Here is an 18,959-nt window from a genome sequence, read left to right on the forward strand (position 1 = left end):
AAGTATCAAGATTTTAATAAAAATTATTTAAGGCAGTTAGTATTATATTTTATTAGATAGTGTAAAAAAATTGTGCATTTGTGTTGATTTATTATCTTTCTTGGCAAGAATCTATTTTATGATTATGCTAATTGCAATTAATATTGGTTCTTTGTCAACAGTTGGGGTGGGCATTTGATTAGAATGCCTGACTTTTCTAGTAACCATAAAAAGTTAACCATTGTATCAAAATCATCGTCTAAAGACAAAACTATACGTTCAATTGATACGTTAAGCCTTGAGAAATCAGGGCTTTTTTGTTTTTTCATCAAAGTATTCTTGGAGGCGAGGGGAGTTGGATAAAAAATTTATCAGAAAAAGAAGGAAAATAAATAATCACGTAGAATAAATTATATATGAAAAAGTTTTTTGAAAACCCCATTTTTGTTTTTATACATAGGGGGGTTTTTTGAAAACTCATTCCTACAAGAAAAATCAAGGGTTAAGGGCATAAAAATTTAATATACAGAATATGTATAAAGCTTAATTTAATAGCTAAAAAAAGTGATTTTAAATAGGTTTTCAAAAACCACATTTTAAGCCCAGATTTTTCAAAGCCTCCAAATGGGTGCTGTAGAAATGACATTGACCTGGTTGAAGGGATTATCACGATTTAATTCATCAACGCTCTTAATGTAAAAATCCCTGGTAGAAATGACATTGACCTGGTTGAAGGGATTATCACAGAGCTTTGCTGAATAGAAGTTGTCTTACTTGAGTGTAAATTTAGAAAGATATGTTGGATTGTGGATAGTGTTACTTAAAAATTGCATGACAAAAATACCCTACGGAAGTTGGATTTTAAAAATGTGGAATTATAAAAAATTTATCAGAATTGAAAAACATTTGATGCGATATATAAAAGCCTTGATAAATCAGGGTTTTTTTGTTGTTACAAGTGAATAGGTTTCCATAGACGGAACATGTGGAGTGTGTTGCGTTGATAGAGAAGAAATAGCTTGAAATCAAAGGCTTGGGGCAATTTGTCCCTTTTTTTCGTGTGTGTTTTATGTTTCCGTAGACTAAGGTTTTGAGGGGATTTGAACCCCGGGGGTTCACATTTACGCAAAAGTAAACAAGCACATGAAAAGAATAGCGTTTTTGCAAATTTGTATAATATAATTAATGTATGAGAAACTCTCTATTAGGCAACTGGTTATAAAAAAGAAGGATTGATTTATTTTGGATATAAAGAGTAAAGAAGAGCGAAGTTTGAATATGTCTAAAATTAAAGGGACAAATACATCCATAGAACTTATTGTGAGGAAACTTCTGCATGCAAAAGGATATAGATATAGGATTCATAATAAAAAAATTATTGGTAAACCAGATTTATACTTATCAAAGTATAAAACAGCTGTATTTATCCATGGATGCTTTTGGCACAGGCATAAATCATGTAAGTTGGCTTATATGCCTAAATCTAATGTTGAATTTTGGAAAGAAAAATTCGAGAAAAACATTGAACGAGATAATAGGGTAATTACAGAACTGAATAAAAGTGGGATTAAAGTTATAATTATATGGGAATGTACAGTTAAAAAGTTAGGAGAACAGGAATTTAGAGATCAATTCCTTATGAAATTTTTACAAGGTATAAGTAGTAATGAATTGTTGACTGAAATATAACGCCTGGTTGTATGTGGGTTAACATAGATTTAGGTAGCTATGTTATATCACATACACCAGATGTTATTTATTAAAATTACATTTATTGGTTGAATATTTACCTTAATAGGTACCATTCTTTACATGAATTATAATGATTGTATAGAAACATCAAGAGCATTATAATAGGCAACTTTATAATTAGCGAGCAAGTTTACATATACTTTTTACTATAAATATCTTTTTATTATTTTTGCTATAGCTCTTCCTAAAAGAGGTGGTACTGCTTATTTTATAGAATCAGCAAAGGTGCTTAATGCAAATATGAAAGAAGCTCTTGAAGCAAGCATACCTCCGGAACTTCAAGGGTTGTTTTTATTTAAAGCATTAGAAGAAAATATTGCTCCTTTTACCGTTAAAGAGGTTAATGCTGTAGATGCTGTTTTTAGATTAATAGAAATTTATGGCGGTGAACTTTTTAGAGATAACTTCAATATAGAGATAAAAGAGTCCATTGGTGAAAATAATGGAATCTTAATAAAATACGGTAAAAATATAAAAGGAATGAAAGTTATAGAAGATACCAGCGAGCTAGCCACAAGAATATATGCAGTAGGAGCAAATAATCTCTTACTTCCGGAAAGGTATATTGAAGTACAAGGTGAAAGAGCAAAATTACTTCCCTATCCCATAACCAAAAGGGTTGAGTTTAAGGAATGCAAGGATGTAGAAAGCCTTAGAGCAAGGGCAGAAGAATATGCTGAAAAGGCTGCAAGTCCAAAGGTATTTATAACAATAGATTTTATGGAGCTAAGCAAAACTGAAGAGTATAAAAATTACAGCCATCTGACTAAGGTTAGCGTTGGTGATTTTGTAAAGGTAAGAAATGAAAAGATAGCAGTAACAACTGATTTAAGAGTTATAAAGAAAAAGACAGATTTAATTAATCCTATAAATACAAAGATAGAGCTTGGAGACCCGCTTAATACAATTATTGAAAAACTTGATACCAGTAAGCTTTTAGAGGAAATAAACAGTGCAATAAGCGGTACTTTAAGTAGTGTAATAATCAAGAAAAACAGCGATACGCTGACTATCAGCACAAGCAGTTATCCAGCAATGATTATAGGAATAACAACAAAAGCAGATACAAACTTAAATTGTAATATTACTATGACTGGAAAGGCAAGTGCAGATTGCACATTAACAATTCTGTTTTCCTTAGATGGAAAATACTACGATTTTAAACCAATTCAAAAGTTAGCATCAGGAGATAATGTTATAGGATTGCCCCTTCCAATGCCACAGGTAACGGCAGGAGACCATACTTTTATGGTGGAGATGAAGGTCTCAAATGGAACATTTACAATTGAAAAGAATAATTTGCAGGTAAGTATTGAGGGAAGAGATCTCGAAGGTGGACTAAGTGCAAGTATACCAAGGGCAGAGATAGTTTATACATTCCTTTATAATCTGTTCAATATCAAGATTGGAGCATACAGTTTTAATACAGGACACAGCTTTAGTCATTATTTAGACACTACAGTAGGAGAAATGGATACTTGTAATTTTGAAATTTTTAATAGCAGATTTAATGTTGGAAATGAGGCTCATGGCAACCCTGCTTTAACAGTTAATGTCATGGGAATCATTGAGGAATTTTATGAAAACAAATCTAACAGCTATATATTTGATAATGACTGGATTGAGTTCAGTTCTGACTACGATAAAAACAAAGATGGAACCTATGACTTTTATAATAGAGCTACTATAAAGGAACCTGTTTTAAAAAGAGAAGGCGGATATATACAGGACTTAGGAAATGGCGTAATTTATGCTGCAAATGTGCCGGATACTACACTTTATAAGGATTTAATTGCAATAAATGCATATCTTAAGCAAGGTTAGGGGGAGAGGATAATGCCAGTAATAAATCAAATATCCCTCCCAAAAGGAAATGCAGGGATGACACTTTATGGTACAAGAAATGATGATAGTACAGTTACTCTTCCTGACATTGGTTTTAACTTTAATTACAACGGTTCAGCCATAAGACAGCTTTATACAAGCGGTAATACCTGGGTAGGTTTTGGGGCATCGTCAGAGCATCTATGTATTAACAGAAGAGATGCCAGCTATAATAATCTTTATTATGCCAGTGAAGTAGAATACAGCACAAAGCTTTTCAGGATAAGGTTTGAAGGAAACAGTTCCTATAGCAATTGGGGCAGCAATGACCTTATCTGGGAACTTTCTATATTTGAAACTGGAGTAATAAGGCTTGTTGTTGAGAAGATATCTAATAACGGCACAAATAGTTTTGTAAATCCAAATGTAGGCACTCAATCATTGGCATTAACAGCGGGAAAATCATATATTTTCACTCCATCAAACCCACTGGGTAAAAATTACATAGTGCAGGAAGGTTCATATATTCCATGTATAACAAAATTTCTTATGGTGGATAACGAAGGAGTGAAAAACTATCAAGGTAGTACATGGGTTAAAATTGGAGATTTACCTCTTACAGAAGAAATGTTTAAAACCTACGGCGTTGATACTCTTCCTGCTTCCATGGCAGGACTTTCAGGCACTTCACCTGCTCTTTATATCTATACTGATAATCCAGATGTTAAGGCAAATAAAAACAACAATAGATTCTTTATTGAGAAGACAGTAACAAGTAAGCCAAAGGTAATTATTCAAAACTATGATTTTAACATAAATGATGGGAAAACCATAAATAAACTTGAAGCAATTGTTCAATACATTAAGAAAGATTCAAATTTAAATGATGTTACAACCAATGGAAGAATTAGAATAGCTTTAAGTGTTGATTCGGGATTAAGTTGGCTTACCTATAATATTAATACTTCAAGCTTTGAAAGTATTGATATTACAGATTCTGCCGTATTTCTTGCAAATGGGATAAATCCTACAATACTTACAAGCTTAGATTATGCAGCTTTAAACGCAATGATTGCTCAAGACAGAAAACTTAGATTTGCTTATATTTTAGATAAACCAACATTAAATGATGTGTGTAAATTAAGAAAGATCAAAATTCTTTACAACTGAGGGGTGATGATATGTTTATTGAGGGACAGCCTTACGAAAGTATTGCTTACAATAAAGATTTGCTTACAGGTGAGATTTCTGAAAGTAAAAAGAGTAAAAGACAGAGGGGCATTAAAGGAAAGGTTTTATTAGAACTTTTTAATGCAGAAACTAAGGAGAAAATAAAAGAGGCATACACAGAAAACTTAATACCGGATTTATATTTTAAAGATACATTTTTAGGACATTTTGTTCAAGGTATTATGGGTGCAGGAAATACAAGAAGATGTGATAATTACAGCTGGTTTGAATATATTTACCTTACGGATAATGATAAGCCGGAAAATGCTAATGAGCAAAGGATTATGGGAAATATTATAGGGTTTGCCCATAGAAATACTACATACTCTGGAAATGACACAAGGCGAGGAACTATAAATAGAGCAGAATCAAAATTTGAAGTTACAGATTCTAAAATAAAGATGAATTTTGTATTTGACTTTCCAACCCATGCTGCAAATGGGAAAATTGAGAGTATTTACTGGGCCGAAGGTGACCCAGACAATAAAGATTATTTTTATTTGGGAACTGCAATCTATGGAAGGGAAACAGCTGATTCAGATTATGCTGTATATAATACTACAAACCCTAAGAGATACTGGGCGGTGTATACTTTATTTTCTTATGCAAGAACTATAAAATTTACAAGTCCAACAAAGGGATGGATATTAGCAGATTCAAGGGATACAAGCTTAACACAGTCAAGCTATATTCAATTTCCAGACAACTTAAAAGGACACTGGCTTATGATTCCATTTGATATAAATACAAATGATGTTGTGTTTTGGGATAAGGTTGTTAAACTTTTAAATTCAGAAGGAAATGCATTAACTATAGATAGCAATAATGCAGTAAGAAAATACGATGGACTTAGCCATGTCTGCCCGTATATTCAGCCAGATGGAGAGCTTGTTTTTATTGGGTATTACCTTTACAGCATAAATAGTGAAAGCTATATGAGGATATATAAATGGACAAAGGTTGGAGTGCAGTTAAGCTACGTTGATATAAATATGAGCCAAAGTTTTAAGGATACAGCGTATAATATACCTTTCACATATAGAGTAGTTTCAAGTGATGGTGTGTATCTTGACGGCTGTATTGATATTGTTGGATATACTTCAAGAACCGATAGCCAGTTTAACGAAACAGTTTATACAAACCGATGGATTAGAGTAGATTCAGCAGGCAATAAGGTTCAGGATATGAATATCAAGCCCAAGATAGGGAACAGCATTTGGTTTGGTAGTAAGGGAATGGACAGCGGAAATATTGAAAGAAGGTGTTATATTTACGGTTTAAATAGAAGTGCTAATAGAGTTTATCTCTATTATTATGGTACTCAAGGTGGTACAAGCTTTTATCAAGTTATAACTCCTCAAGGTAATTTACTGGAAGCCTATAAAATGTATTTCAGTTTTCCTAACAATTACAACTATTACTACTACCATAATATCCTTGGTACTGACAGGTGGATAAGCAGATACACTTATGCTTATAACAACTATGTTCAATTATGTATTCAAGCTCTTTTAACAAGCAGACCTATTGGAGCACATACCAAGCTTGCACAGCCTGTTGAAAAAACTGAAGCAAATACAATGAAAGTTCAGTATATGTTTGAGGTAGATTTGATTAACTATGGAGAAGATTTTTATTAGAGTGGAGGGATTTACAGTGAAAAATTCAATTAATTTTATTCAGGCAGTATTTGCTGCCATTGGCGGCTATATTGGCTGGCTTTTAGGAGGGGTTGATGGCTTTATGTATGCACTGATTACCTTTGTTGTAATTGATTATGTAACAGGTCTCATGGTAGCAGTGCTGGAAAGAAAGCTGTCAAGTGAGGTAGGATTCAGAGGGATATTTAAGAAAGTTTTAATTTTTGTAATGGTGGGCATAGGAAATATAGTAGATGTTCATTTGATTAAAAACGGTAGTGCGATTCGTACTGCTGTTATTTTTTTTCTACATTTCCAATGAAGGAATAAGCATTATAGAGAACTCTGCTAAGATAGGCTTACCAATACCAGAGAAACTAAAGGATGTTTTAAAACAGCTAAATAAGGAGGATGATAAGGTTGACTAAGATAAAAAGATATTGTCAATGGTGTGATGATGAGTTCTATGTATATAAGTCCCAAATACGAAATAATGGAGGTAAATTTTGTTCAAAGTCGTGTAGGATGTCATATAGAAATAAAATAGATAATCCAGCTTGGCAATCAGAAGTTAGATTAAAAATAAGTGTTAATCATGCAGATGTATCAGGAAAAAATAATCCTATGTATGGAAAGAAAGGTTCTTTAGCACCTAGTTATATAGATGGACGCAGTTTCATCTCAGGTGATGTCTGGCGTAGGATAGCACTTGCAAATAAGCCTAAAAGATGTGAAGTTTGTGGGAAAGAAGAAGAAGGTACACGTCTGCACATTCATCATAAAGATAAGAATAGAAATAATAACAATTTAAATAATCTACAAGTTGTATGTGCTAGATGCCATAACAATATTTTACACCCAAGGAGAAGAGATTCCTTGGGTCGTTTTATTGAGGGGGTGGTTTAAATGCCAAGGATTATAATGATTGATCCTGGCCATTAACGGTGGCCAAGATTCAGGGGCAGTATATAAGGGAAGAAAGGAAAGCAATGATGTTCTAAGCATAGGCAGAGCTGTAGCAGCAGAGGTAAGAAGGCATGGAGTTACAGTTGATGAAACAAGAACTTCAGATGCCACAGTAAGCCTTAATGAGAGAAGTGCTTTTGAAAATAGGAATAACTATGATTACTTCATTTCTTTTCATAGGAATGCTTATGATCCAGAAAAGGCAAAAGGTGTTGAAACATACACATATTTAAATGGAGGAGCAAAATCAAAAGCATTAGCACAAAGGATACAAACATCACTTGCAGCATTAGGATTTACAGATAGAGGAGTTAAGGAAGCTAACTATCATGTATTAAGAGAAACCAAGGCTCCAGCAGTGTTAATAGAGATAGGTTTTATTGATAACACAGGAGATAATATTTTATTTGATTCAAAGAGAAATGAAATAGTTAAGGCTATAACTAAAGCAGTTCTTGCACAATTAGGTATTGGTTATATTGAACCTTCAGCAAAAGCTCAAGTAGAAAACGAGCAGACTCTTTACAGGGTTATGGCAGGTTCATATAAGTCAAGAGAAAATGCTGAAAAGCAGGTGCAAAGGCTTAGGGCAGCAGGGTTTGATGCTGTAATTATGATATTTAATAAGTAGCCGTTAATTAAAGTAGCGGATTTTCTTTTGTTTAGCTTGACTTCTATCACCTTTAGAGTGATGTATAGTAGTACCAAATTGATAGAAGGAAGGATATAGAATGCGTGTTAGGATTATTGAACCTGTAAAAAAGAAGGAAAATAAAAAGAAAAGAGTTTGTGCTTATGCAAGAGTTTCAACCGGCAGTGATGCTCAAGGTGAATCTTTAGAAAATCAAATCCAGTATTATGAAAATCTGATTTCAAATAATCCTGATTACGAATATGCAGGTGTATTTGCTGATAGAGGAATTACCGGCACTACAGATAATAGACCAGAGTTTCAAAGAATGCTTAATCTTGCAAAAGAAGGGAAAATAGACTTAATCATCACCAAATCTATCTCAAGATTTGCAAGGAATACAGCAATAATGCTTCAAGTAGTAAGAGAACTAAAGGACATTGGTGTAGAAATAATATTTGAAAAAGAGAATATCAGAACTTTATCAGGGGATGGAGAGCTTATGCTAACCGTCCTCTCTTCTTTTGCCCAGGAAGAAAGTAAAAATATCAGTGATAACTTAAAGTGGAGGGTAAAAAAGAAGTTTGAACGAGGAGAGCTGATTATAAATACCACAAGATTTTTAGGTTATGACAAGGATGAATACGGCGATTTAGTTATAAACCCAAAAGAAGCAGAAATAGTTAAAAGAATATTTGAAGATTATTTAAAAGGCAAAGGAACATTTACCATAGCCAAAGAATTAAATGAAGATAAAGTGCCTACTGTTGCAGGCGGCAGATGGCAGGAAAGTACAATTTTAAATATCCTCAAGAATGAAAAATACAAGGGAGATGCCATACTTCAAAAGTATTACACACCAGACCATCTGAGAAAAGTAAGTGTTAGAAATGAAGGCGTAATTGACAGCTATTATATTGAAGATAATCACTCTCCCATAGTTTCAAGAGAAATGTGGGAGCAGGTTCAGATAGAAATTGCAAGAAGAGCAAAGGCAAAAGGAAATAAAGCAGGAGATACAAAAAAATATACAAACAGATATCCATTAACAGGAATGCTTTTCTGCAGTAAATGCGGCTCTACTCTAAGGAGAAGAACTTGGAATAGCAAGCACTCTTGTAAAAAAATAGTTTGGCAGTGCAGTAATTATATTAAAAACGGAAAAGACGCCTGCAGTGGAATATCAATTGATGATGATATTATAAGCGGGCTTAATATAGAAGAACCGATAATTGTGAGGGAGGAATTTAGAGATGGCAAGAAATATTACACTTATACCTGCAAGAGCAAACAGGAGCAATCTGGCAGAGCAGATACAACCGCAGAAAAAGAGAATGGCAGCTTACTGCAGAGTGTCAACAGACCAATTAGAACAGTTATTAAGCTATGAAGCACAGGTAGCTTATTATACATCTTATATAACAAATCATCCAGATTATGAATTAGCAGGCATTTATGCAGATGAGGGGATTTCAGGGACAAACACTAAAAAGAGAGAACAATTCAATAAGATGATTGAGGACTGCAAAGCTGGGAAAATAGATATGATAATAACTAAGTCTATATCAAGATTCGCAAGGAATACACTTGATACTTTAAATTATGTAAGGCAACTAAAAGAATTAGGTATTGGAGTTATATTTGAGAAGGAGAATATAAACACTTTAGATTCAAAGGGAGAAGTACTTCTTACAATCTTAAGTTCCCTTGCCCAAGATGAATCAAGAAGTATAAGTGAAAACTCAACATGGGGCATAAGGAGAAGGTTTGAACAGGGGAAACTGCATATAAATCATACAAAGTTTTTAGGCTATGACAAAGATGAAGAAGGAAATCTTGTGATAAATGAAAAGCAGGCTAAAATTGTAAGAAGAATTTATAAAGGTTACCTAGATGGCAAAGGTCCTAATAGAATTGCAAGAGAACTTGAAGAAGAAGGCATTCCTAACTGGAATGGAAAATCAAAATGGTATGAAAGCAGTATAAGGAAGATTCTAAGTAATGAAAAGTATAAAGGTGATGCACTACTTCAAAAAACTTATACAGTTGATTTTTTGACCAAAAAGAGAGCAGTAAATAACGGAGAAGTTCCAATGTATTATGTAGAAGAAAGCCATCCTGCAATTATAGATAAAGAAATTTGGGAAGCGGTACAGCTAGAGATGGAGAGAAGAAGAGCTTTTGCTGAAAAATATAACATCAGTAAGCTTGATTATGCCACAGTAGATAATCCCTTTGCAGGAAGAGTTATCTGCGGACACTGCGGCAGTGCCTTTGGAAGAAAGGTATGGAATTCTACTGATGAAAGGCTAAGAAGAGTGGTTTGGAGATGTAATAAAAAATATGAAGTAAAGGGAAAAAAGAGCTGTGAGAATAAGCATATAGATGACAAGGTTTTATATCATGCCTTTGTAAATACATTTAATGCTATGGTGGAGAATAAGGATTATTTCATTGAAAAGTGGAATGAAGAATTAATTAGTGAAAATGTATTGGTAAGATATAGGGCAAAACAGTTTATAGAGATATTAAAGGATGCAGAGAAGGCAGAAGCGTTTGATATAGATATGTATTTTAGAATAATAGAGAAAATGACAGTATTTGATGGAGAAAAGATAATAGTGAGTTTGCTTGATGGGACGGAGATTGAGGTTGTAATTGAATGAGGGATAATTTGCAACCAGCTGAAGATGGTGTATCAATTCTTACTATATTTCTTATTTAAAATAATAACATGGAATTAAATCACTTTTTGTCATTCTGTGTAGTAAAATTTTACCAAAGAAATTATTGACATTTTTGTTATGGGGGGTAAAATTACAAATGTAGACAAGTTGTCTATATAATTTTGTAATCAATATAATTTGATGGTTACAGTTTAAAAGATATTCATGTTTGCAAAAACTTTTACATAATGTTTTTTTATTTTAATTCTTGTGTACAAGTCTGTGTGTAAAATACAGTTTTTTAAGTATAAAATGCATATATATATATATAATTTCACATGTAAAAAATAATATTTTACGATCAAGCTATTTAATAAAAAGATAATTTTTAGTATTGCATTGGATATAAAAGTATTTTATATCTAATTATACTATTATTTACAAAACAAGTATACAAATTTATGTTTAACCAGTTTAAAGAGGCTTAAAAAAACTTTCGTGAATACTCAACTTGAAAGGAGTCGAAATTTATGGAGAGAATTGATAATCCGACAATAATAGCTTTAGACCTTACATACAAGTGTACATTAAAATGCCTACATTGCTTTAATTCTAGTGGAGAACATGATAATGGATTTAAAGAAATGACAGATGATGAAATATTAAATTTTTGCGATGAAATAATATTATGCAAACCTTCAACATTGTGTTTATGTGGGGGAGAAACTTTGATTCGAAAAGAGTTAGTATATAAAGTTATAAAAAAAATAAGTGATGGAACAAATAATCACACAGCTATTAATATGGTAAGTAATGGAGAATTACTTACATTGGAAGTTGCTAAAAAATTAAAAGAATCTGGGATAAATATGGTGCAAATAAGTTTAGATGGAGCTAGTCCTGAGACACATGAATGGCTGAGAGGTAAAAAGGGTTCATTTGAAAGTGCCATTCAGGCAATTAAAAATCTAAAAGAATGTGATATTACGGTTTCTGTTTCTTGTACTCCTACGAAGAAAAATATCCATGAATATTCTAAAGCAGTTGAATTATGTGAAAGTTTAGGAGTACAAAGTTTTAGAGCGCAACCATTAATGCTTATGGGGCGAGCTTCTAAGAATCTTAAAGATTATGTTCCGTCTTATTTAGATTACTTGCAAATACGAAAAGTATTTAATAACCATATTAAGAATAACAAAAGTAAAATGATAACCGAATGGGGGGATCCTATCGAGCACTTAACTAGTGGAGCAATGGATTGGGATAGAAAAAATATAGCTGTTAATATAGATGCATATGGAAATATAGAAATTTCACCATATATACCAATAAGAATTGGGAACATAAAAAGATACAGTTTATCAACTTATTGGAAAAAAGGTCTAAATGATATATGGTCAGTTCCTTTTGTTAAGTCTATATGTAAGGAGATTAAATCAGCAGAAGAGATGGAATTAAATAATAAGTATTCAACACTTCCTAAAAACTTTATAGAGAAACAGTTGTATATTGATTTAGTAGATACAGAGAATTTTAACTCGTTAACATTAGAAGAAATTTTAAGTAAATGGAGTGATAAAAGTGAATAAATACTTAATGTTAGAACCCAAAGATGTATTTCAAATAGCAAATATTCTAAAAAATATTGATAATGACAATAAATCTTTTATGTCACCTTATATGGAGAATATTGATTTAACAGAACAAAGCATTAGAATTGCTATGTTTGATTACAAAGAGATTTATTTTGGTATACTTGAAGATGAGAGATTTATAAACATAGCATGTCTAAGGGTATATCCAAATCCACCATTTAAAATCTCAAGTGTAGAATTAAAATTAATCCTCAATTCGGCAGATAATCCAGAAAAGCATTGATAATACTAAATTTCTATTTCAAAAAAATTTTAATATAAAACTTAGATATATCAAGGCTTATAGGGAACACTTGCCGAATCTAAGTTAATATTAAATGTTAACGAATTTACAAAAGATTTTTTTGTTTATATAAAAAATACTGTGAAAAATTACTTTGCTAATATAAGTAAGATAAGTATTTATGATAATCATAAAAAAACAATTAGTGATACTCTTATTTCACTAGGTTTTTGTAAGGAGTTAACATTAGACAATGAGGTAGGTGTCGGCGAGGATGTTGATGTTTACTCTAGTTTTATAATATAAATTAGGGAGGGTTTTATGTGTTACTACAAAATAATAATTTTTATCCATTATTTTCAGAAGAATATGTTTCCTATTTATATGATGAAGAAAATGGTCGAAGGTATTTAATATCAAAACAATATAGATCACTAGATAAATTAGTTTTAAATAGAGAAGGTAAAATTATACTTGATAATTGCAATGGAAAAAATACTATAGCAGATATAATCAAAAAACTTGGAGAAATTTATCCTGAAGTTCCATATGAAACACTAAATAATGATGTTAATAATTTATTATTTACGTGTTGGAGAATTGGTATAATTCAGTGGCTAAACTTAGATATAAATTTATCTAGTCCATATCATGACCTATTTAATAATACTATTGATAATTATACATGCAGTATATTATCAGGTGAGAATTTAATAAAAATTTTTTCGCAAACTAATAATTTAAAGTGTAAAAATAAGTATATACCAGCTTTTGTTTTTAATGAAAATACATTGAGAGATTATTCATTTTATAATATAGAGCAATATTGTGCAATAACACATATAGACAAGCTTGTGATGCTGTTTGGAATATCACGTAAAAATAGTAAGAGCCTAACTGTAGAAATAAATTTTTATTATTTAGATGAAGAACATTTGGATAAAAAGGAATCATTATCAAATTTCATCCAGTGGGCAATTGAAGTATTTTCGAAATTTTCAAATACAAGATTCAATTCTATTGAAGCTACAGCACTAAAAAATGATATCCATTCTCAGAAAATAATAGAAGGATTTGGGTTTAAAAAAGTTGGTGAATTAAAATCAGAAATATTTGAAGAAAACGAAAATAACTTTTTAGATCTTTGCATATATAGAAAAAACATTAAATACGATAAGGCATTTAAAACTAATTAGTTTCAAATAAAATTTTAGAAGAGAGGAGGTGAAGTTAAATGAATAGTTATAGTACGCCTATGATAACGCAGGTTAATAGTGTAGAGACTGAAGCTATAAAACCAGGAGTAGCAGTGCCAGTAATTGCAATATATGCGTTAGCTCTTACTACGGTTGCAGCTTCTGTGCAGTTTGCGGTTCAAATGGCAGCGGTGATGTGGAATGCTACTTGGGTATGGAATTACTAAGTTGAGATTATTAGAAATGGGATAAGAATAATTACATTCATTATCCTATTTCTATACATTTTAGGATGTGATATAGTTGATCGAAAATAATAAGAAAATATTAAAGTATTTTTTAAAGTATAAATATATGTATCTATTGTTGCTCATATGCATCGTTATAAATTCAATCGTTAGTAATGTGACAATGCTCTTAACAAAAAACATTATTGATAAATCTTTAATTGGTCTAGATAAAACATATCTTATTGATGGACTAGTAATGTTTATAGTGATATACATAATAAGTATTGTTGCCTATAACATAATATCAATCTTAAATGTTACTATTGAACAAAAGATATTGATAGATTTAAGGTCAAAAGTATTTAGGAAAATACTATTAAAAGAATTTTCATTTTTTATGGAAAAAAATGTAGGAGAAATAATTTACAGACTTATTAATGAATTGAGTGATATTATTACTTTTTTAATTAATACTTGTATTAAAACTATTATATCATTGGGTAATATTATATTTTTTATCATAATGCTTTTTTTGTTAGATATTGAAATTGCAAGTATTACTGTTTTATTTGTATTAATATTTTGTATATTTTTGTATATTACTGGAAGAAAATTTCTAAGATATGAAAAAAAAATAATTACTGAGTTCACAGAAACTAATAATATAATTACTGATATTTTAAGCAATATAAAAACAATTCTATATATGAGGATTCAAAATTATAGTAATAAAAAATTTTTAGAACAATTAAAAAAAATAGATTTATTATAAATAACTTCACAAAATTTAAAGTGCTATTGAATACGATTCTTACTATTATAAGTTATTTGCCAATGATGGTAATTTGGATATATGGTGGTTTTAAAGTAATAAATGGATTAATGACAGCAGGAACATTAATAGCGTTATGGGGATATTATCAGCAACTAATGATTCATATAGAGAGCCTAAAAAGTTTTAATTCTGAATATCAGAGATTTAAAGTAAACATGAATAGATTAAATGAAATAGTTGATTTTGAAAAAATAGATGAATTACAACAAGATATTAAATTAAATCAAATAAATGTTGAAAATATTGTTGTGTCTAATGTATCATTTAGTTATAATGGAAAATGCATTATAAGTGATTTCTCAGAAGTTTTTCAAAAAGGAGATATAGTTGGAATATACGGTGAAAATGGAAGTGGGAAAAGTACGTTAATAAATATTTTTAGTGGTTTTTGTAAGCCGGATGAAGGAATTATTAAAATAAATAATATTGATATTTCAGAACTTAAAGTTCACGAACTAAAAGATATTCTTTCGATAGTTCCACAAGATATACAATTATTTTCAACAACTGTATTAGATAATATATGTTTAGATTCTAAAATTAGTATTGATGAAGTTTTGAGTTTATCTAATAAAATTGGGTTTAAAGGAATTAATGAACAGTTTCTGAATAGAGTAGTATTAAATAAAGGCGCAAATTTATCTGGAGGTCAGAAACAAAAAATAGCAATACTTAGGGCTTTGATTCGTAATCCGAGTATATTAATTCTTGATGAAGCAACTTCTTCTCTTGATTTTGATTCTAAAGAAAAATTTTACGCATATATAAATACAATTAGAGACTCAATTATTTGTTTTATAATTTCACATGAAAAAGAAAGCATTAGCTTGACAAAAAAAATAGAATTAAAATTGAATAAAGAAAGGTTGTGTAAAGTAAAGATGAAAAAATAGCGTAGCTACATGTATAATTACACAATATTGTTCAGTTTTTCTTTAAAATTTAAAAAAATTGATTTAGAAAGCTTGTTTTAAACAAAAAATGGCATGCCGAAGGCACCTACAGAAATACTATTTTAAAAATTGTAGGTGTGTAAATAGAATATATTATCTTTTAAATTTAAGCAGATAGAAGCCAGTTACTAATATCTTTTTCATTAACTGTTATTCCAGCAACTTGTGCAGGAGTTAGGTTATTTAATGCATAGTGAGGTCTTAAAAAATTGTAATGAAAAATAAACATGGCTATCAGAGTATTTGCACTTTCAAATGATTTGAAGCCTCGTTTACGCTTATACCAATCTTTGAAAGTATCATTAAAAGCTTCTATCAAGTTGTTGGATATGTCATCTTTAAATGATTGAACTTTAATATGCCTAGAAGTATTAAAGATAGTTTTAGTTGCTAGATTGTATGAGCCAAGTCTATCAGTGACAATAGCTGATGGACATCCAAATTTACTTGCAGAATTAAACAATGCGAAAGCTTGAGAAGCATCTCTTGAAGGAGATAAATTAAAGCCTAGAACCATTCTGGTTTCTGAATCAATAATTAGCCAAAGATAATGTTTTTCACCATTAATAAAAACGACAGTTTCGTCAGCATGCCATTCATCAGAAGTACCTAAATCGAGATTTTTAGTAAGCCTATCGGCTATATTGAGGAAAATAGGAGCAAATTTTTTACACCAAGATGCAATTGTTACATGAGAGACTTTTATATCATAAGTTAACTTGAAGAATTGTGACATTCTTCGAGTAGAAGAACCATTTAGATAGTAAAGATTAAGTGCAGTAATAATTAAAAATAAAGGGAAACGCATTCTTTTAAAATCTATTTTTCCTTTAATTAATTCACAAGATGCAGACTGGATTTTGTTAGGTTTTGCAACATATATAGAATGGTTACATTTTTTAGAGTTGCAAGTAAAATGAGAGTAGTACTCATAATCGTGATGCAAATAAGTTCCACTGCCACAAACAGGACAACGAGGGTACCCTCTCAAGATACGATTTTTCTTTCTAGAACAATCATCCAGAGTAAACTGACGTCTGCATTCCTTACATTGATATTTTTGATTACCTGCCTTATCTTTACCAAAGCGATAAAGGTTATGACTATGGCATCTTGGACATGTAATTTTATTCACTAATTTGCACATAATTTCATCTCTCCTTCGGAGGTATTTTTGGTGTTGCTATATTTAAGATACTCTAAGGAGGGATGAAATTCAAATATCATATAACTTAACAGAACTTAAAGAAATTGGAGGAGATGCATTATGAATTCGACAGAAATAGCAGTACTTGTTTTATTTTCAATTTTTGGATTTTTTAATATGCTTATTGGCAATATAATTAAGAAAAAAAAATATGTAGAAATAATTTCTGGATATGATCCTAAATATGACGATAAGGATTATATAGCTAATTTATTTGGCACAAATATGTTCATATTAGGGTGTATCGAAATTTTTACTTCAATTATATATACAGCAATAATATTATTATCAGAAGACAAAAATATGCCCATATATTTTACTATTGCAAATTTATTAATGCTATTTTTTATATGTTTTAAAATGTATTATAATATGAGTAAGGATAGAAAAAGAAGGCGCAAGAATGTTTGAAAGTAACTTTTTATAAATCTATTTTATTTTAAAATAATTGTAAGCGTCAAAATTTTAGTACCTTTAATAACTTCAAAAATAGCATTAAAATATCCTAGTAAGGCAATTTATTAAGCTTTACTAGGATTAATTTATTTCCTATCTTTAATTTTCATGTTTTCAAGGATCTTATTAGACCAAGGCATAAGATTATCTAAGCTTTCGCTATCGGATACATCTATCTTTGATAGATTATCAAATAAATAAACCAAATACCTTTCTACAACTAATTTATTAGCCTTGGTAGTTTCAACAATACTATAAATATTGCTACATGCAGTTGCGCCTTTAGCCGTATTTGCAAACAAGAAGTTTTTTCTTCTTATAACAAAAGGCTTAATTGCTCTTTCAGCAGCATTATTATCAACTTCTAGGGAACCATCTAATAATACATTTTTTAATCCTGGTAAATGCTTTTTAGCATAATCAAGTGCTTTACCAAGCGGACTTCTTGGAAGAGCATCTTTTATTTCTCTTTCAACATAATCAATAAAATTATCTAGAATTGGAGTTAATTTTTCAGTTCTTAATATCACGTACCTTTATGAAGGTGAAATTCTTGCATATATACATATATATTTGTTTCTTTTTTTAGTGGGGGGGTTCACCTTTTCGCAAAATAACTAATTCTGCGTATTATTATCATCTTTCTATCAAAACACACGTTGAGTGCGTAGTATTGATGTCAAGGGTGGATAAATAGAAGGCTCAAAATGCTTATAAATAAAGGGGTTCCAGACATTGATCCTTTCTTTCGGCTGTTCTGCCTGAGATGATAATGTCAGGAAGCCCTTATTTTTGTTGTTTGCGGGAACATATCTATAGCCCTGAAAGTGATAGGGTTGAGTTGACAGGTTAGATAACGGGCTTTTTTTCATAGGGTTGAGGAGACAGGATAGATGTTTAATTTAGCTCAATTACCTTCACTGTTTTCTATTTCTTTCAATGATACCCCATCTTTTGTTTTCCATTGTGTTAGTCCGTTTACGTTACCACCAATGACAAAAGCAGCTGCATATGATGGACTATGGAATAAGATATTTTCTTGAAGTATTCCATTTTCATCTATTTTGGCTTTTTGCCTGCGTTCTTTAATACCAGGCGGAATACTTTCAGAATCTATCGTTTCAATATGACTACCTTGTAAAACTACAAAACCTTCGTTTGTTCGCTTACAACTTGCCTCGATAATTTTGCCACTTTTTCGACTTTTTCGTTTTAGAAAGAGTAGCAATTCTTCAGGAGTCTCAACATTAATTGTTATTTTAGGCTTATCTATGAGGGGTTCAAATAATTTGTGACCAAGAGCACCCATAACAATTTTGGCATAATCAATGAATTCTTCAAGTTCACTTTCCTTTTCTTCAGTTATATTACCTTGAGTGGGTTCAATTTCGTTTTTAAGAATATAGCGATTTGCTTCTTTAGCAAGAGTGCAAAATCGATTTTCAAGATAGCTTATCTCTGTAGGGCCAAATGAATTATTAGATGTAGTAAATACAACAGCCTCTGTCCAATAATC

The 18,959-nt window shown here is 30.9% G+C and carries 18 protein-coding genes and 1 pseudogene; 16 read left to right on the forward strand and 3 right to left on the reverse strand.

Translation table 11 applies throughout. The features are described 5' to 3' along the window. Positions 1-1,221 precede the first annotated feature (1,221 nt). From BUB63_RS06555 to BUB63_RS06625, 15 genes and pseudogenes are all read left to right on the forward strand, one after another. A complete protein-coding gene (locus BUB63_RS06555) occupies positions 1,222-1,668 on the forward strand; it encodes a very short patch repair endonuclease (protein WP_278298563.1) in 447 nt (148 codons plus the stop codon). Positions 1,669-1,971: 303 nt separating this feature from the next. Next, a complete protein-coding gene (locus BUB63_RS06560) occupies positions 1,972-3,555 on the forward strand; it encodes a phage tail spike protein (protein ID WP_143290249.1) in 1,584 nt (527 codons plus the stop codon). A 12-nt stretch (positions 3,556-3,567) separates the two neighbouring features. Then, a complete protein-coding gene (locus tag BUB63_RS06565) occupies positions 3,568-4,725 on the forward strand; it encodes a hypothetical protein (RefSeq protein ID WP_073248594.1) in 1,158 nt (385 codons plus the stop codon). 11 nt (positions 4,726-4,736) lie between these two features. Next, positions 4,737-6,425: a hypothetical protein gene (locus BUB63_RS06570; protein WP_073248596.1), complete on the forward strand. Its 1,689-nt coding sequence runs from the start codon at positions 4,737-4,739 to the stop codon at positions 6,423-6,425. Between the two features lie 16 nt (positions 6,426-6,441). Further along, positions 6,442-6,853: pseudogene (locus tag BUB63_RS06575) on the forward strand (phage holin family protein). Beyond that, positions 6,837-7,331: an HNH endonuclease gene (locus tag BUB63_RS06580; RefSeq protein WP_011838205.1), complete on the forward strand. Its 495-nt coding sequence runs from the start codon at positions 6,837-6,839 to the stop codon at positions 7,329-7,331. The pseudogene BUB63_RS06575 and the gene BUB63_RS06580 overlap by 17 nt, the downstream one beginning before the upstream one ends. Positions 7,332-7,350: 19 nt before the next feature. Beyond that, positions 7,351-8,022, forward strand: coding sequence for an N-acetylmuramoyl-L-alanine amidase (locus BUB63_RS06585; protein WP_011838204.1), 672 nt, complete (start codon positions 7,351-7,353; stop codon positions 8,020-8,022). A 100-nt stretch (positions 8,023-8,122) separates the two neighbouring features. Beyond that, positions 8,123-9,412 (forward strand): recombinase family protein, encoded by a 1,290-nt coding sequence (locus BUB63_RS06590; RefSeq protein ID WP_073248598.1) that lies wholly within the window; start codon positions 8,123-8,125, stop codon positions 9,410-9,412. Then, positions 9,357-10,688 (forward strand): recombinase family protein, encoded by a 1,332-nt coding sequence (locus tag BUB63_RS06595; protein WP_084106581.1) that lies wholly within the window; start codon positions 9,357-9,359, stop codon positions 10,686-10,688. The genes BUB63_RS06590 and BUB63_RS06595 overlap by 56 nt, the downstream gene beginning before the upstream one ends. A gap of 530 nt (positions 10,689-11,218) precedes the next feature. Then, entirely contained in the window at positions 11,219-12,277 is a 1,059-nt protein-coding gene (locus BUB63_RS06600) for a radical SAM/SPASM domain-containing protein (protein ID WP_073248602.1), read from the forward strand. Next, complete coding sequence (locus BUB63_RS06605; protein ID WP_073248604.1) at positions 12,270-12,566, forward strand: hypothetical protein; 297 nt, start codon at positions 12,270-12,272, stop codon at positions 12,564-12,566. The genes BUB63_RS06600 and BUB63_RS06605 overlap by 8 nt, the downstream gene beginning before the upstream one ends. 323 nt (positions 12,567-12,889) lie before the next feature. Beyond that, positions 12,890-13,762 carry a PqqD family peptide modification chaperone gene (locus BUB63_RS06610; RefSeq protein ID WP_073248606.1) on the forward strand — a complete coding sequence of 291 codons (873 nt, stop codon included), beginning with the start codon at positions 12,890-12,892 and terminating at the stop codon, positions 13,760-13,762. Positions 13,763-13,800: 38 nt separating this feature from the next. Then, the gene (locus BUB63_RS06615) at positions 13,801-13,989 is read left to right on the forward strand and encodes a hypothetical protein (RefSeq protein ID WP_073248608.1); all 189 of its coding nucleotides are present in this window, start codon (positions 13,801-13,803) and stop codon (positions 13,987-13,989) included. A 127-nt stretch (positions 13,990-14,116) separates the two neighbouring features. Further along, a complete protein-coding gene (locus BUB63_RS06620) occupies positions 14,117-14,764 on the forward strand; it encodes an ABC transporter ATP-binding protein (RefSeq protein WP_278298572.1) in 648 nt (215 codons plus the stop codon). Positions 14,765-14,826: 62 nt separating this feature from the next. After that, positions 14,827-15,720, forward strand: a complete 894-nt coding sequence (locus tag BUB63_RS06625; protein ID WP_084106583.1) for an ATP-binding cassette domain-containing protein — start codon at positions 14,827-14,829, stop codon at positions 15,718-15,720. 166 nt (positions 15,721-15,886) lie between these two features. On the opposite strand, the gene BUB63_RS06630 is transcribed toward BUB63_RS06625, so the two are convergent. After that, positions 15,887-16,927, reverse strand: coding sequence for an IS6 family transposase (locus BUB63_RS06630; protein WP_073248614.1), 1,041 nt, complete (start codon positions 16,925-16,927; stop codon positions 15,887-15,889). A gap of 120 nt (positions 16,928-17,047) precedes the next feature. On the opposite strand from BUB63_RS06630, the gene BUB63_RS06635 reads away from it, so the two are divergent. Next, complete coding sequence (locus tag BUB63_RS06635; protein WP_073248616.1) at positions 17,048-17,398, forward strand: hypothetical protein; 351 nt, start codon at positions 17,048-17,050, stop codon at positions 17,396-17,398. Between the two features lie 131 nt (positions 17,399-17,529). Here BUB63_RS06635 and BUB63_RS06640 read toward each other — a convergent pair whose 3' ends face one another. Beyond that, on the reverse strand, positions 17,530-17,973 hold the full coding sequence (locus BUB63_RS06640; protein ID WP_073248618.1) for an IS66 family transposase: 444 nt from the start codon (positions 17,971-17,973) through the stop codon (positions 17,530-17,532). A gap of 377 nt (positions 17,974-18,350) precedes the next feature. Next, positions 18,351-18,959: GIY-YIG nuclease family protein (locus tag BUB63_RS06645; RefSeq protein WP_073248620.1), on the reverse strand; the 609-nt coding region annotated here is incomplete at its 5' end.

Origin of the sequence: Caloramator proteoclasticus DSM 10124 (assembly GCF_900129265.1) — a bacterium.
In the GTDB taxonomy this organism is placed as follows: domain Bacteria; phylum Bacillota; class Clostridia; order Clostridiales; family Caloramatoraceae; genus Thermobrachium; species Thermobrachium proteoclasticum.